This is a genomic window from Kribbella sp. CWNU-51 (assembly GCF_054073265.1).
Map to the genome: position 1 here is coordinate 1 of NZ_JBSXMZ010000050.1, position 24124 is coordinate 24124.

Consider the following 24124-nt stretch of genomic DNA (forward strand, 5'->3'; position numbering starts at 1 on the left):
GGTCAGGAGCACCTTTCAGTTCACCAACACAGCCTCACCACCAACCGCCATGAAAACGGCGGGCTAGACTTCGGGGGGTGATCTTCAAGCGCGTCGGGGAGGAACGCCCGTACCCGGACCATGGGCTCAAGCCGAAGGACTGGTCGTCGCTGCCGCCACGGCAGGTGCGGCTGGACGAGCTCGTGACGACCAAGGGCACCCTCGACCTGAACGCGCTCCTCGACGAGGATTCGACCTTCTACGGCGATCTGTTCGCGCATGTGGTGGAGTGGAAGGGCGACATGTACCTTGAGGACGGTCTGCACCGCGCCCTGCGTGCCGCGCTGCAGCAGCGGCTGGTGCTGCACGCCCGGGTCCTGGTCGTGGACTGACCATGTCTGCTCACGGGGGGTTGAGCCGATGACAGCGATCCATCCGCAACCGAGACCACATTCGCGCATCCACTGGCGGACGCCGATCACGATGGTGATCCTGCTCGGCATCCTGGCCGGCGGCGGCTGGTGGGGCTGGAAGTCCCTGATCAACAGCAGCGCCGAGCCGACCTGCGTCGAGCAGAAGCTGCCGAACAACCGGCTGGTGCCCAAGCAGGTCGTGCTGAACGTCTACAACGGCGGTGCGAAGGCGGGCTCGGCGCAGCGGGTCGCGGATGCGTTGAAGAAGCGCGGCTTCAACATCAGCAAGATCGCGAACGAGCCCAAGGGCGACAAGATCGACGTGGTCTCGATCCGCGGCGCCAGCGAGACCGCGCCCGAGATGCTGCTGATCGCCGGCCAGCTGAATCAGAAGGCTCTCCTCATCGGCGACGGCCGCACCGACCACACCGTCGACCTGGTCATCGGCGCCGGCTTCGGCTCGGTGAAGCTCAAGGGCCTCCCCTCCGTCACCGTCCCCCCGAACGCCAACGTCTGCCTCCCCGTCATCCACACCCCCCAACCAGTCCCCTCCGGCCAGAACCCGAACTGATCAGTCGGTCGCCTTCGGGTGCCCGGTCCCGGCGTACGTGATCCACACCGTGTGCTGATCCGAGTCGATGAGGTACCAGATCCGGCCCCCGCCGGTCACCTCGTACTGCCACTGCTCGAGTCCGTTCTCGGTGGACAGCCGCCCCTTCAGCCGGTGGTGTCGAGCGGATCCTGGGAACGGCCGAGGCTCTCTCCGAATCTCGGCCCAAGCCTTCTCGGTGTTGCCAGGAGCCTGCCGACAGAGCTCCTCCCATCCCTTGGCAGCAGGAGTGTTGAAGAACTTCATCTCCCAGTGATCGGGCCCCGCGGGAGGAGCGACCCGATCACCACGCTTCGCCGGGCTCACTCGACAGTCGGCCTGGGCACCGGACCGAGATCACCCTCGCGCGGTGATCGAAGGATGGCGAGCAACTCGGGATCCGCCCAGACATCGGCGGTGTTGCGCCACTGGGCGATCAGCGTGAGCACCGGCGCCGAAACCCCGAGCTCCGAGCTCGCGTCCATCACATCGACGAGTTCCTGCGCGAAGCCGATCCGATCCTCCGGAGGCAGGAACATGCTCCAGGGGAAGATCCGCGGCAGGATGTCGAGGGGGGCCTGCGAGCGCAGCACCGGATCGCTCATCACCGCGCGCAGCATGCGTACGGCGAGGTCGACCACCTCATGCTCTTCCGTCGCTTGCTGGACAGTGGTCAGCACGAGGTCGTCCTCGGAGCCGCGGCGGTGGACGCGGAGGGCGCGGTGCCGGCTCGCCTTCAGCTTTTCCACTGTTTCGTTGGGGCGCTGAAGCAGGTCCGAGAAGTTCACTTCCTGCAGGTCTGACATAGTTCAAAGGTAGTTCAGAACTAACCCCCTGGGCAACCGAGTCGGCCTCAGAGCTGTTCGCGGCCGCGTTCGCCGAACCAGCCGGCCAGGCGGCCGGCTCGGGAGACGGCGCGGAGCCTGCGGACGGTCTGGTCGCGGAGAGGGCTGGGGGCGACGACGAGGAGGGAGTCGGCGGCGCGGAGGACGGTGCGGCGGTCCGGGACGAACGCGCGGTCGCCGCGGATGATCAGGGCGACCGAGACGCCGCCCGGGAGGCGGAGTTCGCCGATCTCGACGCCGGCCAGGCGGGACTCGCTCGGTACGTGCACCTGGATCATGTCGGCACCGAGCGACTCCAGCGGCGCCACGTCGATGTCCACCTCGTACGCCGCGTTCTCGTCGAGCACCCCGAGCCGGCGCGCCAGCCAGGGCAGTGAGGGCCCCTGGAGCAGCGTGAACAGCAGCACCAGCACGAACACCACGTCGAAGATCCGGTCCGCCTGCGGTACACCCTCAGCCAGCGGGATCGTCGCGAGCACGATCGGGACCGCGCCGCGCAACCCCGCCCACGCGATGAACGTCTGCTCGGCCCACGGCAACCGGAACGGCGCCGCCGACACCGCCACCGACGCGAACCGCCCGACCACCGTCACCGCGATGCCGATCACCAACGCGAGGAGTACGTCGTTCAGCCGGAAGCGACCCGGCGACGCGAGCAGCCCGAGCATCACGAACAGCCCGATCTGGGCCAGCCATGCGATCCCATCGACGAACGACCGCGTGGCCATCCGGTGCGGCAACTCGGCCCGTCCAAGCACCAGCGAGGTCACGTAGACGGCCGCGAATCCCGACACGTGCAGCAGCACCGCGCCACCGGCGTACGAGATGATCGCCAGCGACAGGACCGCCAGCGGATACAGACCGGCCGAGCCCAGCGCCATCCGGCGGATCAGGCCGACGCTGAGCCACCCGATCACGAACCCGAACAGCGCACCGATCACCAACTCGTAGAGCACCAGGCCGCTGAAGTACAGCAGCCCCTTCTCACCAACCTCGCCCGTGCTGACCAGAGTGACGAGCAAAACGGTTGGCGCGTCGTTCAGACCGGATTCGGCCTCCAGCGCACCCCGCAACCGCGGTCTGACCGGGACCCGCCGCAGTACCGAGAACACCGCGGCCGCGTCCGTCGGTGACGTGACGGCCCCGAGCAGTACGGAGATCTGCCAGTCCAGCCCGAGCACGAAGTGCGCCACGCAGGCGACCACGCCCACGCTGATCGCGACGCCGACAGTCGCCAGTACGACGCCCAGCGGCATCACCGGGCGCACTTCGTTCCACCGGGTGGTCAGACCGCCCTCGGTCAGGATCACCACCAGCGCGGCGAACCCGAGCGCATGCGCGAGCTGGGCGTTCTCGAAATGAATGTGCCCCGGCCCCGACTCGCCGAGGACGAGCCCCATCCCGAGGTAGATCAGCAGCGACGGGAGCCCGAGCCGCCCCGACAACCGGACGGCCACCACCGCGACCAGCAGCACCGCGGCCCCGGCCAGCAGGATCCGATCGAGCTCCTCAACGTCCATGTGGGGCCCCTCGTCGAGTCAGGTCCCGAGAGACGAAAACCCTGACGCATCACACAGCATCAGGGTCTCCGGCCTAACTTCCACCCGCGAAAGGTGGTTGGCGGTGGCGGAGGGATTTGAACCCTCGGACGGGGGTTGCCCGTCACGCGCTTTCGAGGCGCGCTCCTTCGGCCGCTCGGACACGCCACCGCCGGAGAGGCTATCAAGGTCTGTGCCCGATAAAGAAATCGCGGAGCCGGGCACCCGCCTCGTCGGCCATCACGCCGCCCACGACCTCGGGCCGATGGTTGAGCCGCCGGTCCCGGACGACGTCCCAGAGTGACCCCACGGCTCCCGCCTTCTCGTCGTACGCCGCGAAGATCAGCCGGTCCAGCCGGGACAGCACGATCGCGCCGGCGCACATCGTGCACGGCTCCAGCGTGACGACCAGCGAGCACCCGGTCAGCCGCCACTCGCCGACATGCCGGGCGGCGGCACGGATCGCGAGGACCTCGGCATGCGCGGTCGGATCGCCCGTGACCTCCCGCTCGTTGTGGCCGCGGCCGATCACCGAACCGTCGGCGTCCACGACGATCGCCCCGATCGGTACGTCGGGCCGCGCCTTCTCCCCCTCCTCCAGCGCGAGTGTCATCAACCGCCCCCACTCGCGCCGCAGCGCCGGACTAGCCAACGGCTTCGATCGCCTCGTGGAACTGGTTGCCGAACCCGAGTGCGTCGGCGATCTCCTCCAGCATCTCCTCCGGGTAGAGGTCGACGTCGTCGCACAGCGCGCCCAGATCCATCGCGCTCATGCCGAGGTCGGCGATGATCGCCAGGTCGCCGGCCGGGACCTGTTCGTCGTCGTCATCGGCAAGCGGGATGTCGAGCTCGTCCACCACCTGCCGGGCCAGCGGCCACTCGGTCGCGGCGGTGACATCGGAGATCAGCAACCGGGCCCGGCCGCCGATCACCCGCAACAGGATGAAGAAGTCCTCGTCGACCGAGAGCATGCCCAGGACACCGGCCTCGCCCGGGTAGCGCCGGAGCGCGGACACCACCGTGGACAGGTCCGGCTCACCGCGCAGCACCAGCGGTGTGACGGTCCAGACCCCGTCCTCGGTGTAAGCGGCGACCGCGAAATCGAGATCGGTGGTCATCGGCCCAGCCGTGGCATCAGACACCGGATCATCGTCGCAGACAAGCGCTCCGCACGGGAGGCATTCGCGATCTCGACGTGGTATCAGATCCACGAACACCGGTCAACGGTCAGTGACCGTACGTCGCTCTCCGCAGGGCCACGCGGAGCCGGGCGCGCCGGCAGGGGCAGATCCCGGTGCCCGGAAAACCGGGCACAGTCGAGCCTGACAGCGAGCGCGCTTTCCCGCCGCGAATCGCCGACGGTACCGTTCCGGCTTATGCAGATCCTCGTCGTGGACCACCCGCTCGTCGCCCACAAGCTCACCGCGCTGCGGGACGAGCACACGGACTCACCCACGTTCCGGCGGCTGACCGAGGAACTCGTCACGCTGCTCGCCTACGAGGCGACGCGGGACGTCCGCACCGGCCCGGTCACCGTCCAGACGCCCGTCGCAGAGGCCCAGGGCGTCAAGCTGACCGCGCCGAAACCGCTGGTGGTGCCGATCCTGCGGGCCGGGCTCGGCATGCTCGAGGGCATGTCCCGGCTGCTGCCGACCGCGGAGGTCGGCTTCCTCGGCATGATCCGGAACGAGGAGACCCTGACGGCCTCGACGTACGCCGAACGGCTGCCGGAGGACCTGTCCGGTCGCCAGTGCTACGTGCTCGACCCGATGCTGGCCACCGGCGGCACACTGGCCGCGGCGATCCAGTTCCTGGTCGACCGGGGCGCCGACCACATCACCGCGATCTGCCTGCTCGCGGCGCCCGAGGGCGTGGCGCGGATCGAGCAGGAGCTCGCCGATCTCCACATCCCGTGCAACCTCGTCATCGCGGGGATGGACTCGCATCTGAACGACAAGGGCTACATCGTGCCGGGTCTGGGCGACGCCGGCGACCGCTTGTACGGCGTCGCCCAGTAGGACTCAGACCAGCTTGTTGCGGTAGAAGAGGCTGACGCGCCGGTCGCCGGTGACCCCGGAGGCGAACCCGAAACAGAGTTTCGGGCGGCCCCAGGAGTCGACATGGACACCGACACCCTCGGCCTCGCGGTAGACGAGCTCCGCGCCGTCGAGGATGCGCACCGACTGCACGACCTCACCGGTGTTGATGTCGTAGCACCACAGCTTCGACGTAGCCAACTCCGGGTCGGACGCACCGGCGTACGCTTCGCCTTCCCAGAGGTAGACGTACGAGCCGTACAACGCCCAGCCCTGGAAGTCGATGCCCTCGGTCATCGTGGGCTGCTTGAACGACGCGAGCGCGTGCGAGAAGTTGCCCAGTCGCGCGGCCGCCAGCGAGTACACGTTGATGTGGAAGCCGTCCGTCAGCGTGTGCCGGATCGCGATCCGGCCGTGCCGCTGATCGACGGACGGCGTGAACACAGCCCCGTCCGCGACCGGCTTCCACCTCCGCAGCCCCGGTGAGTCCATGGTCAGCGTCGCGCCGTTCTGCCAGGGGAAGCGCGCGATCTGCCGCCCGCGCGAGGCCGCGGTGTCGTTGTCCGTCTCGGTCCACAGGTACGTCGTACGACCGATGCTCTCGGCACCGATCGACACGGCGTGACCGAACCCGTTCAGGTACATGTGCCCGAGCACGTCACCACGAAGGCTTAGCTGCGTCAGCGTGAGGTCCCCACTGTTCGCCGGTGATCCAGCGCGCAACTGACCGGTGAAGAGTCGCTGATTCCAGTTGTCGAAGGCAATCGACTGCAGCACGGTCACATCGGCCAGCGGCTTGCTGCGAAACAGCTCACCACCCGGCCCGTCCAGTTCGAAGCGCCGGGTCGGCCAGAGGGCGGTCGTACGAGCGGAAGCCGGCGACCCGACCGCTCCGGCAGCCACCAGCGCTCCGGCGCCGGCGAGCAATCCACGGCGAGAGAGTTTGTTCATAGCGCTCGACCGTAAACGACCTACCGCGAACTGTCATCAGTTCGCGCACAAATTTCTGATAACTCCTCAGTGAATCGTGTTGAGAACCCTCAGAAGGCGTACGGGTAGGGCGACCAGTCCGCGGGGCGCTTCTCCAGGAACGAGTCGCGACCCTCGGCGGCCTCGTCGGTGCCGTAGGCGAGGCGGGTCGCCTCACCGGCGAACAGCTGCTGCCCGACCAGTCCGTCGTCGATCAGGTTGAACGCGTACTTCAGCATCCGTTGCGCGGTCGGCGACTTCGCGCAGATCTTCTTGCCCCACTCGAGCGCGACCGTCTCGAGCTCGGCGTGCGGCACGACCTTGTTCACCATGCCCATCCGGTACGCGTCCTCGGCGGAGTACTCGTCTCCGAGGAAGAAGATCTCCCGCGCGAACTTCTGCCCGACCTGCCGGGCCAGGTACGCCGACCCGAACCCACCGTCGAACGACGCGACATCCGCGTCCGTCTGCTTGAACCGCGCGTGCTCCGCGGACGCCAGCGTCAGGTCCGCGACCACGTGCAGGCTGTGCCCGCCACCCGCGGCCCAGCCCGGTACGACGCAGATGACGACCTTCGACATGAAGCGAATCAACCGCTGCACCTCGAGGATGTGCAGCCGCCCCGCCTTCGCCGGATCGATGCTCTCAGCCGTCGTGCCCTCGGCGTACTTGTAGCCGTCCTTGCCGCGGATCCGCTGGTCGCCACCCGAGCAGAACGCCCACCCGCCGTCCTTCGGCGACGGGCCGTTGCCGGTGAGCAGCACGCAACCGACGTCGGTCGACATCCGCGCGTGGTCCATCACCCGGTACAGCTCGTCGACAGTGTGCGGCCGGAACGCGTTGCGCACCTCGGGCCGGTTGAACGCGATCCGCACCACCCCGGCGTCGACCGCCCGGTGATAAGTGATGTCGGTCAGATCGAAACCGTCCACCTGCTTCCAGGCCGACGGGTCGAAGATCTCGGAGACATGCGCGGCATCGGTCACGCCGCGAGCATATTTCAGCCGCGTGCGGTGCTTTCCCGCAGGACGACCTCGGCCTTGAACGTCTCGGTGGTCGCGTCGCCGCCCTCAATCGCCAGCTCCAGGGCCCGCCGGCCCATCTGCTCCAGCGGCAGCCGGACCGTCGTGAGTCCCGGCCACACGTCCCGCAGCGTGGCGATGTCGTCGAATCCGGCCACTCCCAGCCGGCCGGGCACGTCGAGTCCGCGCGCACGCAAAGCGGACATCGCACCGACCGCCATCACGTCGTTCACCGCGAACAGACAGTCAACATCGGCCTGCCGATCCAGCAGCACCCCGGCAGCGGCGTACCCACCGTCACGGGTGAACTCGCCGGCCTCGACCGCCACCGGCTGCAGCCCGGCCTCCGCCAGTCCCGCAACGAATCCGTCCCGCCGGTCCCGCGCCGTCGCGAGAGTGTCCGGCCCACCCAGTACGGCGAACTTCCGCCAGCCGAGCCCGATCAGCTCACGCGCCAACGCGGCCGCGCCGGAACGGTTGTCCGGCTCGATCGTGTGGGCCGGCATCCCGGACTGGCTGACCAGCGCCAAACCGGCGCCGGAGCTGAGGAACGTCTCGACCTCGGTCGCGGTCCGGGCCAGGCTCTCGGCGTCGGTCCGCCGGCTGCCGATCATCACGGCGGCCCGTGCCCGCTGCGCCCGCAACGACGACAGGTAAGCGATCTCGCGCTCCGAGTCCCGGAACGTGCTGGCCATCATCACCAGCAGATGGCGCTCGTCCGCGGCGCGCATCACGCCGTTCGCGATCGCGGCGAAGTACGGGTCCTCGATGTCGTGGACCAGGATGCCGACCAGGTTCGTCGACGACTTCGCCAGCGCCTGCGCCTGCGCGTTCGGCGTGTAGCCGAGCTCGTCAGCGGCCGCCTTGACCCGTTCCTGCAACTCGGGGCGGGGCACTCGATCCCCGCCGTTGAGCACGCGGGAGGCAGTCGCGACCGACACGCCCGCGCGCTGTGCCACGTCCAGTAATGTCACCGGTGCTCGCAGATTCACTGGCCTACCCTTTCTTGCTCTCCCCCAGGGGTTGGTGGCGGTCACCTTATCGGAATCAGTGTCTCGTTACGCTGTGTCGCCGGGAAGTGCTTACCAATCTCGGCAGAACCTGGCTTTGCGGCGCGGGAGTGACTAGCCTTCCGAGCCATGACGACCGTCCGCGCCAGGGTGACGATCCTGGTCTCGTCCACCGTGCTCAGCCTCGCGACCGTGACCGGTCCGGCTGTGGCTGCCCCGATCCCGGACGACCCCGGTGCCGGCGCCGGACCGGCCGCCACTCCGACCGTGCCGGAGCACATCGACACGGCCACGAAGAGCACCCAGCCGGTCTACGACTACGACGCCGCGATCCGCGAATCCGTGTACGTCGACACCACGATGGACACCGACTCCGACGGCAAGGACGACGTGATCGCCGTCGACATCGTCCGGCCGGTCGAGACCGCGCTGGCCGGGGTGAAGATCCCGGTGATCATGGACGCTTCGCCGTACTACTCGTGCTGTGGTCGCGGCAACGAGAGCGAGAAGAAGACGTACGACGCGAACGGCGTCATCCAGAAGATGCCGTTGTACTACGACAACTACTTCGTCCCGCGCGGCTACGCGATGATCGGCGTCGACATCGTCGGCACCGGCCGCTCGACCGGCTGCGGCGACGTCGGCGGCAAGGACGAGATCGACTCCGTGGTCGACGTGATCGACTGGCTGAACGGCCGCAACACCGCGCACACCGCGGACGGCCGCCAAGTCAAGGCGACCTGGACCACCGGCTCCGTCGGGATGATCGGCAAGTCGTACGACGGCACCCTGGCGAACGGGGTCGCGGCGACCGGCGTCAAAGGCCTGAAGACGATCGTGCCGATCTCGGCGATCTCCTCGTGGTACGACTACACGCGCTCCGGCGGCGTGCCGTACTCCGACGACTACATGCCCTGGCTGGGCGGCTACGTCGGTCATGACAGCCCTGCCTGTGAAGCGGTTCGGGGCGAGCTCGGTGACAACGACGACGACGAGACCGGCGACTACACCGCCTTCTGGTCCGAGCGTGACTACCTGAAGGACGCCGGCAAGGTGAAGGCGTCCGTCTTCATGACGCACGGACTCAGTGACTACAACGTCCAGACGAACCACTTCTCGCAGTGGTGGACGGCACTGTCGAAGAACAACGTGCCCCGGAAGCTGTGGCTGGGTCTCGAAGACCACGTCGATCCTTTCGAGTTCCGTCGGGACGCCTGGGTGGACGAGCTGCACAAGTGGTTCGACTACTGGCTGCAGGGCTTGCAGAACGGCGTCATGAAGGAGCCGATGGCAACGATCGAGACCGCCCCCGACGTGTGGCGCAACTACACGACCTGGCCGGCCGTCAACCGTCCCGTCTCCGTGCCGCTGTCCGCGGGCAAACTAGGTGCCCAGGGCAAGGGGTCGGTGACGATCACGGACGACCCCGACCTGACCGAGGACGACATCGTCGCCGACCCGACCACGGTGATCGCCGGCCGGCAGATGTTCCTGTCCGCGCCACTGCCGGTGCCGATCCGCATCAGCGGCACGTCGTCGGTCACACTGAAGCTCAAGTCCGACTCGACCACCACGCCGGTCACCGCCCGCCTGATCGAGTACGGCGACGCCGCGCGGTACACCGGGGTCCGGCGTACCGACGTGAGCTCCTGTGAAGGCGCGAGTACGGACTATGACGACAGCTGCTACTACACCGTTGAGAAGCTGACGACACCGAGCGACCACGGCATCGTCAGCCGCGGCTGGATCGACGCCGCCCACAGCAAGTCCCTGAGCAAGCCGACTCCGCTCACCCCCGGCCAGTGGACCACCGTCACCGTCCCCCTCCGCGCCCAGGACGAGGTGATCCCGAAGGGCCGCATCCTGGGCCTCGCGATCACCCTGTCCGACACCGAGTGGACCAGCCCCAACGACACCGGCGCCACCATCGACATCGACCTCGCCGGCAGCAAACTCAACCTCCCGGTCACCTCCGGCAAGATCGCCGCCCCCACCAAGCTCCAGCCCATCGACGTAGACATCACCACCCCCACCCAACGCCCCGACCTCCACGACCCCACCAACTAACCCACGCCGCCCCCGGCCCTGTTCGTCGAGTCGTGGATTTGGGCTGGTTGCACCCGCCCTTGCTCAGCCCTGAGCCACGACTCGGGTTTCGTACGTCCCGCCGAATGCCACGACTCGGAGGCCTGTGGATAAAGGGGGATGGGGTGGTGGTGGGGTTGGGAGAATGGTGGGATGTTGTTCACGGCAGCGCAGGCCCGGGCGGCGGGGATGTCGCGTGGGGTGTTGCGCGGAGTGGGATATCGCCGAGTGCTCGGGTCGGTCTACGTCGCCGCGCACGTCCCGGTCACACCTCGGTTGCGGGCCGAGGCCGCTTTGTTGTTGACACCCGACGCGGTGCTGAGCCACCAAACCGCCTTGGCCTTGTGGTCCGCGGAAGCACCGGCCGGCGACGACGTACACGTGAGTGTCCGCCGTGATCCTCAACGAACCCGGCCGCGCATCCGCGGTCTGCGTGTTCACGAAGTGCACAACCTCGAGTGCGTGCTGCAGGTCGGACTTCCGCTGACGCCTCCCGACCGCACGTTCCTCGACGTCGCACCGTACTGCGACCTGACCGAACTCGTCACGGCTGGGGATTCGCTGGTACGGCGTGCTGGGGCAGACCCGGAACACCTGCGAGAGAAGGCGTCGGCGGCGATCGGCGTACGTGGCGTCCGGCTCGCCCGGGAAGCGGCTGCACTCGTACGACGTGGAGTCGATTCGCCAATGGAGTCGTGGCTACGGCTCCTGCTCGTCCTAGCCGGTCTCCCCGAGCCAGAGGTCGGCCGCGTGATCTATGACGCCGACGGAGGCTGGCTGGCACGACCGGACCTGTGCTACCCGGACCTCAAGATCGCGATCGAGTACGACGGTCAGCACCATCTGCTCGACATCCGCCAGTGGCGGCGAGACATCCGCCGGCGCGAGAACCTCGAGCGCGAAGGCTGGCTCGTCCGCGTCATCACCGCCCACGACCTCCTCCAGTCCCCCGACACTGTCATCGCCCGCATCTCTCAAGACCTCCGCACCCGCCACCACCCACTCGCCGCGTGACCTAGTCGTGGAATCCGGCTCCGACTCGCCGCCGTCTCGCAGCCCGGATCCACGACTCGGCGAACTACTTGCCTTCGGCTACGTAGTGCATGGGGTCGCCGGCGCCCAGGTCGGTGATGCCGGCGGTGTAGAAGGCGCCGATCAGGAGGGAGCGGCGGTGGGCGGCGAAGGTGAGCACGTGGGCGACCATGCCGCCGTACGTGAAGACTCGTGGTGGTTCGCAGGTGGTGTCGACGAAGCTCTCGTCGAAACGGCCCTCCTCGTTCAACTGGTTGACTAAGGCAACGAAGCGGGAACCGGCGATCGCGTGCCGTTCACGCAGTTCGGAGATCGGCGTGACCACCTGCCGCCCGCACTCCGGCACCTGGAACGGCCGGTCCTCCACCGACGCCAGCCACATCTCCTCCTGCCAGACCAGCCGATCCAGCAGATACCGGATCGAGATGTCGTCGTCGATCCCTTCCACCGACAGCTCGATCGGCCGGTCCAGCGCCGCCGCATCCAGCCGGGCGCCGCGCTCGATCATCTCGCCGGTCAACCAGACGTGATGCTCAACCATCCTGACCAGTACGTCCATCCCTCTCACCTCTCTCCGCGCCGGCAGCCTCAAACCCGCCGGCGGCTGAAAATGAACCCCACTCGGCGCCGTCAGGAAGAACACCCGCGACGCCTCCCGCCGCCACTCCCGCGGCGACATCCCGTAAGCCCTGGCGAACGCCCGAGTGAATGCCTCGTGCGACCCGTACCCGGCCTCCACCGCCACATCCAGTACGGCGACCTGCTCGGCCAGCAACCGGTACGCCGCCCGCTCCAGCAACACCCGTCGCCGGAACGCGAACGGCGACTCCCCCGCCACCGCCCCGATCACCCGATCGAAATGGAACCGCGACAGATGCACCCGCCCGGCCAGCCCGGCCCCGTTCACCACCGCGGTTCCCGGCCCGGCCATCCCCTCAGCCACCACCGCCACGAACTCCTCGAACACATCCGCCATGCCCCCACTGTGCCCGACCCGCGCCCCGACGTACTTGATCGAAATTGCGGACCTGTCAATCACGCCCGAGGCCGCGCCGACTGCTGTCTAGTGGAGTACTCCGCAGTGTGTAGTAGTGTGGTCGGTGGAGCACCGGGAGGGCGGTCTGAGGGGTCCGGCCTCTCGGTGCGTTAGGGAGGTTGGGATGGATACGAGCCAGTTGCTCAAAGGCGTGCTGGATCTGGCGGTGCTTGCGGTGTTGCGGGACGCCGACGGATACGGGTACGACGTGCTGCGGCGGCTCCGGGCCGCGGGGCTGGAGGATGTCGCGGACGCGTCGGTGTACGGGACGTTGCGGCGGTTGTTCGCGGCCGGCGCGTTGACGTCGTACGTGCAGCCGAGTGAGGAAGGCCCGCACCGGAAGTACTACGGGCTGAACAAGACCGGCCGGGAGCTGCTCCGGCAGTCCACCAAGACCTGGAACCACTTCGCCGACACCATGTCGGTGTTGCTGCTGGAGAAGGAGGCCGCGTGAACAGCACTCTGACCGGAGCGGTCGCGATCTACCTGGCCCAGGTGCGGGCCGAGCTCAGCGACCTGCCGCCGGGCGAGCTGGAGGACGTGCTCGACGACGTCAGTGGTCACCTGACCGAGGTGGCCGCCGAGTTCGAGGGCGAGCCGACCATCGCGGCCCTGCAGGAGCGTCTGGGCACACCACAGCAGTATGCCGACGAGCTGCGCACCGCCGCCGGATATCCACCCCGGACCCAGCCGGTCGGCGACGCCCACCTCGACGCCGGCCGGAAGGCGCTGCGCTGGGGCCTGATCGCGGCCACCGCCGGACCGTTCTTCATTGCCGTCGGCATCTTCGCGTGGCAGCAGGACGCGACCGCCTTCTTCGGCCTGCTCGGGCTCGCGGTGCTGTTCGGCGGGGCCTTCCTCGGCGTACGGGCGTTGCACGGCAACGACCCGCGGGTCGTCCTCGACACCCCACACGGCACCCGCGGCGCGGCCGCCATTCATGCATGGATCGAGCAGATCCCACCGCATGTCCGCCACGAGCTGGTCAGCATCGGTCAGCCGGTCTGGTGGGTCGCCCGTGGCGTGATCGGCGCCGGCGGCTTCTTCGCTCTGTTCGGCGCGAACTCGGTCACCGTGGTCGGCTCGATCGCCGGCGCTGCGGTGTCGATCTGGATCGGCCGCAAGACGCAGCAGGACCGGCGCTGGCTCTGGTACGTCGTACCGCTCAACGTCGTCGCGGCCATCGCGGTCCCGGCCTTCCTCGCCGCCGCGTACGCCGGTACGGCGTTCGGCGTGTTCTCCAACTACCACGACTACCGTGGCGACCGCTCGTCGTACAACCCGCCGTCGAACGGCCTCACGCTGGACGGGAACCAGATCTCGAACATCTACCCGTTCGATGCCCAGGGCAAGCAGGTCGACGTCCGGCTGTACGACCAGGACGGCAACCCGATCAGCCTGCCGCTGCAGGACTGCGCGACGAACTACGGCTCCGGCGACCGGGATACGACCAGCAACCTCTTCCCGCAGGCTGTGGTCAGCCCGGACGAGAACGGCAACTCGGACCCGGAGAACTGCAAGGACACCAGCAAGGCCCCGTTCGTCCCGCCCCCGGCGCCGGCCACCCGCACGGAGCCGACGCCGAGCCCGAGCAGCGGCCCGACCGGCACGCCGACCCAGACCCCGAAGCCGTCGCCCCCGCGCCCGGGCGTGACGCTGACGGTGCAGCCCAGCCGCTAGGCCGCGAGCGGCTTGGTGAGGCGGACAGCACCGGCCGGTGCGGATTCGGTGGAGAGCGAGTAGCCGGCCTTCTGGTACAGCTGGATGTTGCGGTCGCTGTGTTCGCCGGTGAACAGCACAGCGGCCGTGACACCGGACGGCGCCTGGGCCTCGGCGAAGGCCAGCAGGCGACGGCCCAGGCCGGTGTGACGGTGGTCCGGGGCAACCATCAGCCGGCCGATCTCCCAGCTGTCCCCGTCCCGCAGCGCACGCACCGAGCCGACGAGACGCCCGGCGGATCGCACGCACCAGGTGGACCAGGTTTGCAGACCGGCGACGACCTCGGCCTCCGACTCCACCAGGGCGGGCAGATCGAGCCGTGAGTTGGCGATCGCCTCGTCGACCCAGCAGCACCGCTGCAGCACCAACAGCTCGGCCGCATCCCCGAGCACAGCGGGCACGATCGCGGCCGACTCGAGCGCACTTGTCCCCGTGTCCTCCCGGTACAACGGCCGCAGGACGTCAGCCACCCGACCGAGCTGACGCAACGCATCGCGGGCCCGCGCGGCCAGTCGCTCCGAATTGATCACAACGCCATCCTGCAGATCATCGGCGATCCGGAGAAAGATGTCGCTCCCGATCGGCAGCATCCGCAAGGACGCCGCCACACCCCGAGCCATCTGGACACCGCGGGTCCCGGCCGAGGTGTTCCCGTACCCGATGAACAGGCACGGCTTCCACGCCCACTCGGCGTACAGATAGTCGAACGCGTTCTTGAGAGTGGCCGGCATCGCGTAGTTGTACTCGCTCGTCACGAACACGAGGGCATCTGCCGCCGCCACCCGCCGGCTCCAGGACCGGGTGTGCTCATGCACGTAGTTCCCGCTCGACGGATGCTCCGGCTCGTCGAGGAACGGCAGGCCGACCTCGGCCAGATCCGCTACCTCGAGGCGCACCCCGAGCTCGGCCGCCACCTCGGCGGTGGCACCGGCGAACCACTGTGCAACCGCCGGGCCCAGCCGCCCGGGGCGGGTGCTGGCGATGACCAGCAGAATTGTCATTGACATGTCAAAGAGCGTACACCTGTTCTTTGACACGTCAAAGAAGTACGATCGGACCCGTGACCGAGACGCGCTGGCTGGAGTCCGACGAGGAGCGGGCCTGGCGTGCCGTGCGCCGGTTGCTGACCGTGGTCCCGTCCCGGCTCGCCCGTGACCTGAACCAGCTCGGCCTGTCCACCGCGGACTACGAGGTGCTCAGCACCCTGTCCGAGAAGCCCGGCCGGCGCTGGGGACTGAAGGACTTCGCGGAGAAGATGCAGTGGTCCCGCAGCCGGTTGTCACACCACGCGGCCCGGATGGAGGCCCGCGGCCTGATCGAGCGCGAACCCGATCCCGCCGACGCGCGCGGCTCGATCTACCACCTGACCGACCACGGCTTCGACGTACTCGCGGAAGCCGCGCCCGGTCACCTCGACTCCGTCCGGCAGCGTTTCATCGACCACCTCAGCCCCGAGGAGCTCGCCGTCCTGGAGCGGGTCTCGACCAGAATCGCCGACCTGCCCGACTGATCAGACGAAGGCGGCGGCGACGCGGTGGTAGGTGTAGCCCAGCTTTCGATAGAGCCCGATAGCCGTGGCGTTGTCACCGTCTACCATCAGAGCGGCCCGGCCGTGCCGCTTGATCAGCTCGGCCGTGACGAACCCGCACACCTGCCGGGACAATCCCTTGCCCCGGGCAACAGGCCTGGTAGCGACGCCGGCCAGGAACCCGACCTCCGGCGCGCTCCACGCATCCGCCGCGATGCTCAACAGTTCCCCGCCATCACCGCCCACCGCGGCCCAGCGTCGTACGCCGCCACGCCCGGGCCACGCGTACGACGAAGGAGACGCCTCGGTCAGCAACTCCTCGACCCCGGCGTCACCGTCGAGCCAAGCCGCGGTCGTGGTCACGTCCGGAGTCTGCACCGTCTCCATCCAGCCGAACGCGGCCGCGAACTGCATCCCCGGCACGCGATCCGCCAGCTCCCGCAGCAGCACCTCCGAGCCGAACGGGCGGAAGCTCGGCCCGACCTCGGCCAAGACGCCGGCCGCCAACCGAGCGGCCGGTTCCGCGGACCCGGAGACCGCGAGCCGGTCGCGCTTGGAGAGGTCCGGTGACGCCACGGCGACCGCGTCACCGTCGTACCAGGCCCGGACGCCGGGGCCGAAGCCTTGGGCGGCCCAGACGATCAGCGGATCGCCTCCACTCGCCCGGATCAGGTCAGCAGTGGTCTGGATCTCGCGCACCCGATCATTGTCCCTCAGGCCGTTGGAGGGCGTACGGCGCGAGGTGGTGGTAGCCGCGGACCGAGACCCGGCGGAGGCGGCGCAGGCGGAAGTCGGGGTGACCGTCGAGGGCGGCGGCGAGCTCACGGTCGGCCAGGACACGGCCGGGTTTGCACTCCGAGGTGAGGCGGGCGGCGAGGTTGACGACTTCGCCGTACACGTCGCCGAGCCGGATCAGGATCGTGCCGTAGGACAGCCCGATCCGCAGCTCGGGGAGATCCTCGGCCTCGGTCACGGCGTCCTGCAGCGCAAGCGCGACCGCCGCACCCTGGGCCGCGGTGTCCGCGACGAACAGCACCTCGTCGCCGATCGACTTGATCACCCGGCCGCCGTTCAGCGCGACCACGTCGGCGGCCGTCCCCTCGAATCGCTCGATCACCTGCCCGAGCTCGGCGTCGGTCAGCCGCCGCGTCAGCCGGGTGAAGCTGACGATGTCTGCGAACCCGACCGCCCGCACCCCGCGCGCCACCTCGTCCGACCCGGCCATCGCCCGCCCGGCGGCCGCGGCCAGGTGCCGGCGCCACACGTAGGTCTGCAGCCGCTCCATCGCCGGCAGCAGCATCCCCGCCACCTCGAGCGCCTCGTCTGCCGGCAGCTTCGACCCGCCCAGGAACTCCACGAACATCGCCGACTGCCACGACGCCAGCCGGGACTGCGTCTGCCCGAGCTTCCGCGCCAGCGAGGACTCCATCTCCGGATCGATGAAGTCGTCGTCCTCCAGCGCCGCCACCAGCCGCAGCGCCTCGACGTCGTCGTCGGTGAACGCGACCTCGGCGTCCGGCACGGTCGCGAACCCGAGCGCATGCCACATCCGATCGGCGCGTTCGCTCGAGATCCCGGCCCGCTCCGACACCTCGGTCCGGGTGAACTTCCGCTCCCCGCCCAGCAGCGTCCGCTCGAACTCCCGCTGCAGGTTCGCCAGATCTCCCTGAGCTCCGGCAGCGGGGCCGGCGTCAGGAACCACCGCGGCGCTCGGCGATGGTCGCGTCGATCGCGTCGCGGAAGGCCGGCAGGCGGCGGGTCAGGTCGTCGAACTTCTCCCGGGTGAAGTGCAGCAGCTGCAGCCGGGACTTGGCCGTGACGGTTGCCGTGCGCAACGTGTTCTTCCGGACCGCGACCTCGCCGGCGATGTCGCCGGGCCCGAGCTCGGCGATCTCCTGGCCCTTCTCCCGTACCGCGGCCGTACCGCTCAGGATCAGGTACGCCGCGTCCGGCGGGGTCTGCTCCAGGATCAGCGACCAGCCAGCCGGCACCGAGACCTCCTCGCCGGCCCGGAAGATGTCCCTGATGTCGCGTCCGGACAGATCCGCGAACAGCGGCAGGTCGCGCGGGGATGTCCTACCCAGTGCCACGTCGATCCTCCGAGCTCGCCGGGCCACCCCGGCGATCAGCCGATGTTTCCAGTCGGTAACTCTAACGGCTGCCCGGGGCAGAGGTCACTCGACCCTCCGCCGGCGGCGCGGGCGGCCGGCACGACGACGTACCGGGCGGCGTGGTCCGACCAGGCGAGGCCCGGCGAGGCGATCCTCGAGGCGCCGGGCCTCGCGCCGGATCGGCTGCGCGACGTACTCACCGAGGATGACGCCGGACGCGAGCGCGACGCCGATGGCGATCGCTGTCACCAGGCTGAAGATGCCGAGCAGGTTGCCGAGGCCCATCAGCTCGTACAACCCCTTGTAGATGGTCAGTCCCGGCAGCAACGGGATCGAGCCCGACACCACCAGGACCAGCGGCGGTACTCCCGACCGCCGGCCGAGCGAATAACCTCCGAGACCCACGGCGAAGGCCGCCGCCGCGGTCGACCACGCCGGACCGAACGAGGCCCGCGTCATCAGCGTGAACACCAACGCCCCCAGAGCGCCCATCACTGCGGCCGGTAGCAGCGCCCGAAGCGGTGCGTACGACGCGTAGGCGAACGCGACCGCCATCAGCGCGCCGGCACCGACCATGATCGGCAGGTTCGCCAATTGGATCGTCTGCGCCTCGATCCCGACGCTCAGGCCGAACTTGAGGCCGATCGCGAGACCGAGCGACACTCCGGCGATGATCCCGCCGGTCAGCAGCATCGCCTCGAGACTGCGCGCCGCCGCGGTCACGTAGTACCCGGTGATCGCGTCCTGGACCGCGCCGGTCAGGGCGATCCCGGCCAGCAGCATGATGATGCCTGCGGCAACGACCAGGGACGGCTTCACCGGCGCGTGGACGGCGTACAGGATCAGGGCGACCGCGGTCGCGACGAAGGCGCCGGCCACCTGCTGGTAGAACGCGGGCAGCCGCTGCCGGTTGAACCACCGGTTGTTCAGATCGATGACGATCGCCGTGACGACCGCCACCATCGTGATCAGCCAGCCGCCACCCAGCAGGAGTGTGGCGCCACCCGCCATCACACCCCAGGCCAGGACGGCACTCCAGCGCGGGTACGGCGGACCCGCCGAGGTCAACCGGGCCAGCTCACGGCTCGCCTCGTCCCGGGTCACGTCACCGCGGGCGAACCGCCGTACCAACTGATCGACGTCGGTCAGCCGGGAGAAGTCCTGGGACCGGTAGCGAACCAGGCGGATGTGCGTCTCGGGCGCGACGTCCGGCGCCGCCTGGTACGAGATCGTCATCGAGGTGAAGGTGATGTCGACCTCGCACCCGCGGAGCCCACCGGCAGCGGTGACCCCGAGCATGGTCGCGGTCGCGTCCGCCGTACCGGCGCCACTGGACAGCAGCACCTCGCCCACTCGCAACGCCAGATCGATGGTCCGGTAGACCTCCCGCTGCTCGAGCTCCATCACTCGCCGAGCAGGCGGTGAGCCATCGCCAGGTCGGTGATCAGGATGTTGACCCAGCCGCCGAGCAGCGCCGCGCGGATCGCGGAGTACTTCCGCTCACCACCCGCGACCCCGATCCGGCGCGGCACCGCCAGCAGCTCCTTCGCGGTCACCCCGATGACTCGCTGGTCGAACGTCGAGCGCACGTGCTTTCCCTCTTCGTCGAAGAACCGGAAACAGACGTCCCCGACCGCGCCGAGCCGGCGTAGCTCGTCCTGGTCGGCCTCGGCGACCGCGTTGCCACTGCGCTGCAGCAGCGGCGAAGGCTCGAGGCTGCCGATCCCGACCAGCGCGTCGGTGAGCTGTCCCCACGTGCCCAGAACGTCCCGAACGGACACGTCGTTCATCATCGCGCGCCGCACCGCCGGCGTCCCGACCAGGCCCGGCGCGGGCAGGTAGACAGGCATCGCGCCGGTCAGCTCGGCGAACCGCGCGGTCAGCCGGGTGGCTTGCATCTGCACCGCCGCGTCACCGAGCCCGCCGACGATCTGGACCACCTTGTCCACCACCGGCACGCTCTTGCGCGGCATCCGGTCCACCGCGCTGATCAGCGTCTCGCTCCACGACGAGATGCCGATCACGTGTCCGCCGGTCAGCGTCATGTCGAGGTACGCCGCCGTGCCCGAGCCGAGCGCCGGCAGCACCTCGTCCCCACTCCCCGCGGTGTCGACGACGACCGCGTCCCGCAGTCCGTAGCGGCCCTGCAGTTCGTCCTCGAGGTCGCTGTGCACGCCGCTCGGCATGGTCACCACGGTGTGCACGATGCCGACCTCGACGGCCTGCTTGAGCATCCGCGACACCCGCGCCTGGGAGAGGTTCAGCTCGGCAGCGATGCGCGGCTGCCGGATGCCCTTCTCGTGGTACATCCGGGCCACCTTCGCCAGCAACCGCAGCTCGTCCAGCCCCGGCTGACGCACTGCGCGGTTGGCGTTCACCTCAACCCCCTAACAAACGATCAGGAATCTGGACTATAGGTCAGATAAACCCAGACCGAATCCGCAAGACCACACGTGCAAGCGTGTTCACCGGACGAGGCGGCGGGCGGCGTCCGCGATCCCCTCGGCGGACAGCCCGTACCGGTCCAGCAGGTAGCCGGCCGACCCCGTGGGCGCGAACTCGGGGATCCCGAGGATCGACACCCGCGCCGGATGCTGCTGTACGACGGTCTCCGCAACGGCACCGCCGAGGCCGCCTCCGGACACCGCCTCCTCGGCGGTGACAATTCCGGCCGTCTCCCGCGCGGCCGCGACCACGGCTCCGGTGTCCAGCGGCTTGACCGTCGGCATCGACAGCACCCGGGCCGAGATGCCCTCCTCGGCGAGCCGTTCGGCCGCGGCGATCGCCCGCCACAGCACGGTCCCGTTGCTGATCAGCGTCACGTCGTTCCCGTCCCGGACCGTGATCGCCTTGCCCAGCTGGAACTCGTAGTCATCGGCGTAGACCTTCGGCACGCTCATCCGGCTGACCCGGATGAACACCGGCCCGTCCGAGGCGGCCGCCCAGCGCAGCGCAGCCGCCGTCTCGATCGGGTCGGCCGGCACGATCACGGTCAGATTCGCGATCGCCCGCAGCCAGGCGATGTCCTCGATCGAGTGGTGCGTGGGGCCGAGTTCGCCGTACGCGACGCCCGGACTCATACCGCACAACTTCACGTTGGCGTTCGAGTAGGCGACGTCGGCCTTGATCTGCTCGAGCGCGCGCCCGGTGAGGAAGCACGACGCGGCCGAGACGAACGGGATCCGGCCGCCGTTGGCCAGCCCGGAGGCGACCCCGACCATGTCCTGCTCGGCGATGCCGACGTTGATCAGCCGGTCCGGGAACGCAGTGCGGAAGCTGTTCAGCTTGCTCGAGCCGACCGAGTCGTTCACCACGCCGACGATCCGGTGGTCCGCGTGCGCGAGCTCGGCCAGGGTCTCGACGTACGCATCCCGGCAGTCGTACCTCGGCTGGTCCGCGATCGAGGCGTGGACGATGGTCATCCCGATCCCCTGTCGTAGCGCGCCAACTCGGCCAGCGCCTGCTCGAACTCCGCCGCGTCCGGCACCCGGTGGTGCCACGCGACGTTGTCGCTCATGAACGAGATCGGGTGGCCCTTGTGCGTGTGCGCGATCACGAACGTCGGCTTGCCCGGCCGGAACGGTACGGCGGACAGCACGTCGAGCAGCTCGCCATGGTCGTGACCGTTCACCTCCACCACCGCGAACCCGAACGCCGTCGCCTTCTCCGGCAGCGGATCCAGGTCGTTGGTCTCCTGGGTGGTCGCACCTTGCTGCAGCCGGTTCCGGTCCACGATCACGGTCAGCCGATCCAGCTGGTACTGCGAGGCCGCCATCATCGCCTCCCAGTTGCTGCCCTCCTGCAGCTCGCCGTCACCGACGAGCACATACGTACGGCGCAACGACCCGTCGAGCCTGGCCGACAAGGCGTGCCCGACCGCGACCGGCAAGCCGTGTCCGAGCGGGCCCGTGTTGGCCTCGACCGCCGCGACCTTGGTCCGGTTCGGGTGACCGTTCAGGGCGGACAACGGCTTCAGGAACGTGGCCAGCTCACTCACCGGCAGGAAGCCGAACGCCGCCAGCGTGGTGTAGAGCGCTCCGGCGACGTGCCCCTTGCTCAGGATGAACCGGTCGCGCTCCGGGTCAGCGACCGTCTCGGGCGAGATGTCGAGCACTGCGCCGTACAGGGTCGCCAGGATGTCGATGGCGGAGAAGTCTCCGCCGATGTGCCCGGCGCCGGCGTGATGGACCAGCTTGAGGTCCTGGATCCGGATCTGCTTCGCGGCCTCGGCGAGGTGCGCGATCTGCTCGGCGCGGCTGCTGTGGATCGGCAGCCGCCCGAGCACGGGCATGGTCGTGTGTTCGACCGTCAGTGTCATGCCAGCTCCGCCATCGAACTCAGCAGCACCTTCTGCACCAGCTTCTGCGCGGCCAGCGCGTCGTGCGAAGCCTGTGCCGCGGCCAGCGCCTCGTCATCCAGTACGTCGAGCGCGTGGTGCACCGCCTTGAGGAACCGGATCGCCTGCTTCGCGGCCTCGACGCTGTCCTCGCGGAACGGGAACTGGTCCAGCTGCCAGACGCCCTCCCAGTTGTTCTTCCGCAGAGTGTGGAAGAACTCGAACGTCTCGACCAGGTGCACCGAGCCGACGACCATGTCGTCGTCCCAGCCGCGCAGGTTGTCGTTCACGTCGATGGCGAACAGCCGGCCGTAGTCGATCGCCAGCTGGGCCGCGTCGGCGGGCGTCTCCTGGCCGTAGAGCGAATGGCCGAAGTCGAGCAGGATGCCCAGGTTGGGCAGGCCGATCTTCTCGATCCCGAGCAGCGTGCGGGCGACGTTCGGGAAGATGATCTTCACCCGTGGCTCGCGCGGCTTGTACTCGATCACGAAGTTGATGTCCGGGTGCGCGGAGACGAGCTCCTTCAGTCCGTCCAGCGCCAGGTTCCAGATGTCGTGGTAGTCGACCTGGAACGGGTAGTCCCAGCCGTCCTGGCCGGGCCACAGCTTCACGTACGAGCAGCCCAGGTCCTTCGCCAGTTCCGTTGCCTGATGCAACAGCTCCATCGCTTGCCTGCGGACGGCGGGGTCCGGGTTGGTGAGCGAGCCCTTGACGAAATCGCGGGTGTAGATCTCGGGCGTGATCGCGATCGCCTTGAGATTGTTGCGTTTCAGCGCGTCCTTGACGTCGTCGAGGGTCCCGTCGTACCCGGCGAACGGCCAGTTCAGGTCGACCACGGACAGGTCGCCGACGGCGCCGGCCCGGTCGATCTGCTCGAGCAGCCCGACCGGCGGCCCATAGCCGTCGGTGGCGTAACGGTCCTTGTAGGTCGCGAAGTGCCAGATCCCCGCTCCGAAAACCGGCAGGTTGGTCATGAGGTGCTCCTTTGGCGGGCGAAGCGGCGGATCTTGGCGAACATGTCCTCGAGCAGGAAGCGGACGTCGACCTGTTCGACCACGCTGATCGGGTTGTTGGTGCCGGGCAGGTACCAGCCGTCGACGCCGAATCGCGGAGCCGGACGGACGCGCAGGTTCCCGCTGCTCGGGTAGAGCATCAGCGCGATCGCCGGCGAGTCGCCGAGGGACCGGGACTCGATCGGTTCGCCGTGGTAGGTCGCGTTCCACTCGTGCAACTGCTCGATCAGATACTTGCCCAGGGGGCCGGCGTCGCCGATCTTCTCGTCCAGCTCGGCGTATCCGACCGACACCTTCGTGTAGACGTCGCTGGGCACCTGCCAGACGGTGATGCCGGAGCCGAACACCACGTTCGCGGCGTGGATGTCGTTCGACAGGTTGAACTCGATCCCCGGGTACGACGTGTGCCCGTAGTACCCGCGTCCGCCGATCCAGATCACGATCACGTCCCGGTGCACGATCTCCGGGTCGAGCAGGATCGCCGACGCCATGTCGGTCAGCGGGCCGAGGAAGGACACGAACAGCGGATCGTCCTTCGACGCCAGCTTGGACTCCTCGATGATCAGCCGCGCACCGGGCGAGTCCAGCGGGGTCTGCTCGTCCGCGATGCCGGTCGGCGCGCCGTTGGCGACCGGGACCTGACCGCTCAGGTCCATCAGGTCCAGCAGGAGGTCGATCTCCTCGCGGGACTCCGCCATGCTGCGGTCCGACCGCCGCGTGCCGAAGTGGGCCGCGATCAGGCCGCGGATGTCGAAGGTGGGCGACAACAGCCCGTGCACGATCGCGAACTGGTCGTCCGCCTCGTTCTTGGCGTCGGTATCGATGATCACCCGCCGTCTGCTCGGTTTCACCGGGGCTCCCTC

The 24124-nt window shown here is 68.8% G+C and carries 27 protein-coding genes and 1 tRNA gene; 8 read left to right on the top strand and 20 right to left on the bottom strand.

Features of this window, described 5'->3' with window-relative positions; translation table 11 throughout:
- Positions 1-77: 77 nt before the first annotated feature.
- On the top strand, positions 78-371 hold the full coding sequence (locus ACXC9Q_RS36955) for a type II toxin-antitoxin system VapB family antitoxin (RefSeq protein WP_328525222.1): 294 nt from the start codon (positions 78-80) through the stop codon (positions 369-371).
- Positions 372-399: 28 nt separating this feature from the next.
- On the top strand, positions 400-963 hold the full coding sequence (locus tag ACXC9Q_RS36960) for a LytR C-terminal domain-containing protein (RefSeq protein ID WP_328525221.1): 564 nt from the start codon (positions 400-402) through the stop codon (positions 961-963).
- On the opposite strand, the gene ACXC9Q_RS36965 is transcribed toward ACXC9Q_RS36960, so the two are convergent.
- From ACXC9Q_RS36965 to ACXC9Q_RS36990, 6 genes are all read right to left on the bottom strand, one after another.
- Positions 964-1248 carry a hypothetical protein gene (locus ACXC9Q_RS36965; RefSeq protein ID WP_457061295.1) on the bottom strand — a complete coding sequence of 95 codons (285 nt, stop codon included), beginning with the start codon at positions 1246-1248 and terminating at the stop codon, positions 964-966.
- Between the two features lie 56 nt (positions 1249-1304).
- Positions 1305-1787, bottom strand: a complete 483-nt coding sequence (locus ACXC9Q_RS36970) for a hypothetical protein (protein WP_457061296.1) — start codon at positions 1785-1787, stop codon at positions 1305-1307.
- A gap of 47 nt (positions 1788-1834) precedes the next feature.
- On the bottom strand, positions 1835-3346 hold the full coding sequence (locus ACXC9Q_RS36975; protein WP_457061297.1) for a potassium/proton antiporter: 1512 nt from the start codon (positions 3344-3346) through the stop codon (positions 1835-1837).
- Positions 3347-3444: 98 nt separating this feature from the next.
- A tRNA-Ser gene (locus ACXC9Q_RS36980) sits at positions 3445-3535 on the bottom strand.
- 13 nt (positions 3536-3548) lie between these two features.
- Complete coding sequence (locus tag ACXC9Q_RS36985) at positions 3549-3977, bottom strand: nucleoside deaminase (RefSeq protein WP_457061298.1); 429 nt, start codon at positions 3975-3977, stop codon at positions 3549-3551.
- Between the two features lie 31 nt (positions 3978-4008).
- The gene (locus ACXC9Q_RS36990; protein WP_405070505.1) at positions 4009-4506 is read right to left on the bottom strand and encodes a tRNA adenosine deaminase-associated protein; all 498 of its coding nucleotides are present in this window, start codon (positions 4504-4506) and stop codon (positions 4009-4011) included.
- Positions 4507-4740: 234 nt separating this feature from the next.
- On the opposite strand from ACXC9Q_RS36990, the gene upp reads away from it, so the two are divergent.
- Complete coding sequence (upp, locus tag ACXC9Q_RS36995; protein ID WP_457061299.1) at positions 4741-5382, top strand: uracil phosphoribosyltransferase; 642 nt, start codon at positions 4741-4743, stop codon at positions 5380-5382.
- Positions 5383-5385: 3 nt separating this feature from the next.
- On the opposite strand, the gene ACXC9Q_RS37000 is transcribed toward upp, so the two are convergent.
- From ACXC9Q_RS37000 to ACXC9Q_RS37010, 3 genes are all read right to left on the bottom strand, one after another.
- Positions 5386-6351 (bottom strand): phage baseplate protein, encoded by a 966-nt coding sequence (locus ACXC9Q_RS37000; protein WP_457061300.1) that lies wholly within the window; start codon positions 6349-6351, stop codon positions 5386-5388.
- Positions 6352-6440: 89 nt separating this feature from the next.
- Positions 6441-7355 carry a 1,4-dihydroxy-2-naphthoyl-CoA synthase gene (locus tag ACXC9Q_RS37005; protein WP_328525214.1) on the bottom strand — a complete coding sequence of 305 codons (915 nt, stop codon included), beginning with the start codon at positions 7353-7355 and terminating at the stop codon, positions 6441-6443.
- A gap of 14 nt (positions 7356-7369) precedes the next feature.
- Entirely contained in the window at positions 7370-8350 is a 981-nt protein-coding gene (locus ACXC9Q_RS37010) for a LacI family DNA-binding transcriptional regulator (RefSeq protein ID WP_457061301.1), read from the bottom strand.
- 180 nt (positions 8351-8530) lie between these two features.
- Between ACXC9Q_RS37010 and ACXC9Q_RS37015 the strand changes: the two genes are divergently transcribed.
- Both ACXC9Q_RS37015 and ACXC9Q_RS37020 read left to right on the top strand, forming a co-directional pair.
- Entirely contained in the window at positions 8531-10468 is a 1938-nt protein-coding gene (locus ACXC9Q_RS37015; protein ID WP_457061302.1) for a Xaa-Pro dipeptidyl-peptidase, read from the top strand.
- A gap of 171 nt (positions 10469-10639) precedes the next feature.
- Positions 10640-11500, top strand: coding sequence for a DUF559 domain-containing protein (locus tag ACXC9Q_RS37020; protein ID WP_457061303.1), 861 nt, complete (start codon positions 10640-10642; stop codon positions 11498-11500).
- Between the two features lie 64 nt (positions 11501-11564).
- Here the strand turns inward: ACXC9Q_RS37020 and ACXC9Q_RS37025 are convergent, their stop codons facing one another.
- A complete protein-coding gene (locus ACXC9Q_RS37025; RefSeq protein ID WP_457061304.1) occupies positions 11565-12494 on the bottom strand; it encodes a helix-turn-helix domain-containing protein in 930 nt (309 codons plus the stop codon).
- A gap of 184 nt (positions 12495-12678) precedes the next feature.
- Between ACXC9Q_RS37025 and ACXC9Q_RS37030 the strand changes: the two genes are divergently transcribed.
- Positions 12679-13008, top strand: coding sequence for a PadR family transcriptional regulator (locus ACXC9Q_RS37030; protein WP_328525209.1), 330 nt, complete (start codon positions 12679-12681; stop codon positions 13006-13008).
- Positions 13005-14234, top strand: coding sequence for a DUF1700 domain-containing protein (locus tag ACXC9Q_RS37035; protein WP_457061305.1), 1230 nt, complete (start codon positions 13005-13007; stop codon positions 14232-14234). The genes ACXC9Q_RS37030 and ACXC9Q_RS37035 overlap by 4 nt, the downstream gene beginning before the upstream one ends.
- Here the strand turns inward: ACXC9Q_RS37035 and ACXC9Q_RS37040 are convergent.
- Positions 14231-15280: a GNAT family N-acetyltransferase gene (locus ACXC9Q_RS37040; RefSeq protein WP_457061306.1), complete on the bottom strand. Its 1050-nt coding sequence runs from the start codon at positions 15278-15280 to the stop codon at positions 14231-14233. The genes ACXC9Q_RS37035 and ACXC9Q_RS37040 overlap by 4 nt on opposite strands.
- A 53-nt stretch (positions 15281-15333) precedes the next feature.
- On the opposite strand from ACXC9Q_RS37040, the gene ACXC9Q_RS37045 reads away from it, so the two are divergent.
- Positions 15334-15783: a MarR family winged helix-turn-helix transcriptional regulator gene (locus ACXC9Q_RS37045; protein WP_457061307.1), complete on the top strand. Its 450-nt coding sequence runs from the start codon at positions 15334-15336 to the stop codon at positions 15781-15783.
- Here ACXC9Q_RS37045 and ACXC9Q_RS37050 read toward each other — a convergent pair whose 3' ends face one another.
- From ACXC9Q_RS37050 to ACXC9Q_RS37090, 9 genes are all read right to left on the bottom strand, one after another.
- Entirely contained in the window at positions 15784-16500 is a 717-nt protein-coding gene (locus ACXC9Q_RS37050; RefSeq protein WP_457061308.1) for a GNAT family N-acetyltransferase, read from the bottom strand. It lies immediately after the preceding gene.
- A gap of 4 nt (positions 16501-16504) precedes the next feature.
- Positions 16505-17503 carry an adenylate/guanylate cyclase domain-containing protein gene (locus ACXC9Q_RS37055; protein ID WP_457061309.1) on the bottom strand — a complete coding sequence of 333 codons (999 nt, stop codon included), beginning with the start codon at positions 17501-17503 and terminating at the stop codon, positions 16505-16507.
- Positions 17493-17891, bottom strand: a complete 399-nt coding sequence (locus tag ACXC9Q_RS37060) for a cyclic nucleotide-binding domain-containing protein (protein ID WP_329483498.1) — start codon at positions 17889-17891, stop codon at positions 17493-17495. The genes ACXC9Q_RS37055 and ACXC9Q_RS37060 overlap by 11 nt, the downstream gene beginning before the upstream one ends.
- A gap of 84 nt (positions 17892-17975) precedes the next feature.
- The gene (locus ACXC9Q_RS37065) at positions 17976-19316 is read right to left on the bottom strand and encodes a threonine/serine ThrE exporter family protein (RefSeq protein WP_457061310.1); all 1341 of its coding nucleotides are present in this window, start codon (positions 19314-19316) and stop codon (positions 17976-17978) included.
- Positions 19316-20290 (bottom strand): sugar-binding transcriptional regulator, encoded by a 975-nt coding sequence (locus ACXC9Q_RS37070; RefSeq protein WP_329483496.1) that lies wholly within the window; start codon positions 20288-20290, stop codon positions 19316-19318. Before ACXC9Q_RS37070 ends, ACXC9Q_RS37065 begins: the two co-directional genes overlap by 1 nt.
- A gap of 87 nt (positions 20291-20377) precedes the next feature.
- Positions 20378-21334, bottom strand: coding sequence for a transketolase family protein (locus tag ACXC9Q_RS37075; RefSeq protein WP_457061311.1), 957 nt, complete (start codon positions 21332-21334; stop codon positions 20378-20380).
- On the bottom strand, positions 21331-22230 hold the full coding sequence (locus tag ACXC9Q_RS37080; RefSeq protein WP_457061312.1) for a transketolase: 900 nt from the start codon (positions 22228-22230) through the stop codon (positions 21331-21333). Before ACXC9Q_RS37080 ends, ACXC9Q_RS37075 begins: the two co-directional genes overlap by 4 nt.
- On the bottom strand, positions 22227-23222 hold the full coding sequence (locus ACXC9Q_RS37085) for a sugar phosphate isomerase/epimerase family protein (RefSeq protein WP_457061313.1): 996 nt from the start codon (positions 23220-23222) through the stop codon (positions 22227-22229). The genes ACXC9Q_RS37080 and ACXC9Q_RS37085 overlap by 4 nt, the downstream gene beginning before the upstream one ends.
- Positions 23219-24112: a nucleoside hydrolase gene (locus ACXC9Q_RS37090; RefSeq protein ID WP_457061314.1), complete on the bottom strand. Its 894-nt coding sequence runs from the start codon at positions 24110-24112 to the stop codon at positions 23219-23221. The genes ACXC9Q_RS37085 and ACXC9Q_RS37090 overlap by 4 nt, the downstream gene beginning before the upstream one ends.
- Between the last annotated feature and the right edge of the window lie 12 nt (positions 24113-24124).

What these genes read in the sequence shown, in the direction of transcription:
- ACXC9Q_RS36960 (WP_328525221.1), top strand. Translation starts at nt 400, where the DNA reads ATGACAGCGATCCATCCGCAACCGAGACCACATTCGCGCATCCACTGG.
- ACXC9Q_RS36965 (WP_457061295.1), bottom strand. Translation starts at nt 1,248, where the DNA reads ATGAAGTTCTTCAACACTCCTGCTGCCAAGGGATGGGAGGAGCTCTGT.
- ACXC9Q_RS36970 (WP_457061296.1), bottom strand. Translation starts at nt 1,787, where the DNA reads ATGTCAGACCTGCAGGAAGTGAACTTCTCGGACCTGCTTCAGCGCCCC.
- ACXC9Q_RS36975 (WP_457061297.1), bottom strand. Translation starts at nt 3,346, where the DNA reads ATGGACGTTGAGGAGCTCGATCGGATCCTGCTGGCCGGGGCCGCGGTG.
- ACXC9Q_RS36985 (WP_457061298.1), bottom strand. Translation starts at nt 3,977, where the DNA reads ATGACACTCGCGCTGGAGGAGGGGGAGAAGGCGCGGCCCGACGTACCG.
- upp (WP_457061299.1), top strand. Translation starts at nt 4,741, where the DNA reads ATGCAGATCCTCGTCGTGGACCACCCGCTCGTCGCCCACAAGCTCACC.
- ACXC9Q_RS37000 (WP_457061300.1), bottom strand. Translation starts at nt 6,351, where the DNA reads ATGAACAAACTCTCTCGCCGTGGATTGCTCGCCGGCGCCGGAGCGCTG.
- ACXC9Q_RS37015 (WP_457061302.1), top strand. Translation starts at nt 8,531, where the DNA reads ATGACGACCGTCCGCGCCAGGGTGACGATCCTGGTCTCGTCCACCGTG.
- ACXC9Q_RS37020 (WP_457061303.1), top strand. Translation starts at nt 10,640, where the DNA reads ATGTTGTTCACGGCAGCGCAGGCCCGGGCGGCGGGGATGTCGCGTGGG.
- ACXC9Q_RS37025 (WP_457061304.1), bottom strand. Translation starts at nt 12,494, where the DNA reads ATGGCGGATGTGTTCGAGGAGTTCGTGGCGGTGGTGGCTGAGGGGATG.
- ACXC9Q_RS37030 (WP_328525209.1), top strand. Translation starts at nt 12,679, where the DNA reads ATGGATACGAGCCAGTTGCTCAAAGGCGTGCTGGATCTGGCGGTGCTT.
- ACXC9Q_RS37040 (WP_457061306.1), bottom strand. Translation starts at nt 15,280, where the DNA reads ATGTCAATGACAATTCTGCTGGTCATCGCCAGCACCCGCCCCGGGCGG.
- ACXC9Q_RS37065 (WP_457061310.1), bottom strand. Translation starts at nt 19,316, where the DNA reads ATGGAGCTCGAGCAGCGGGAGGTCTACCGGACCATCGATCTGGCGTTG.
- ACXC9Q_RS37075 (WP_457061311.1), bottom strand. Translation starts at nt 21,334, where the DNA reads ATGACCATCGTCCACGCCTCGATCGCGGACCAGCCGAGGTACGACTGC.
- ACXC9Q_RS37080 (WP_457061312.1), bottom strand. Translation starts at nt 22,230, where the DNA reads ATGACACTGACGGTCGAACACACGACCATGCCCGTGCTCGGGCGGCTG.
- ACXC9Q_RS37085 (WP_457061313.1), bottom strand. Translation starts at nt 23,222, where the DNA reads ATGACCAACCTGCCGGTTTTCGGAGCGGGGATCTGGCACTTCGCGACC.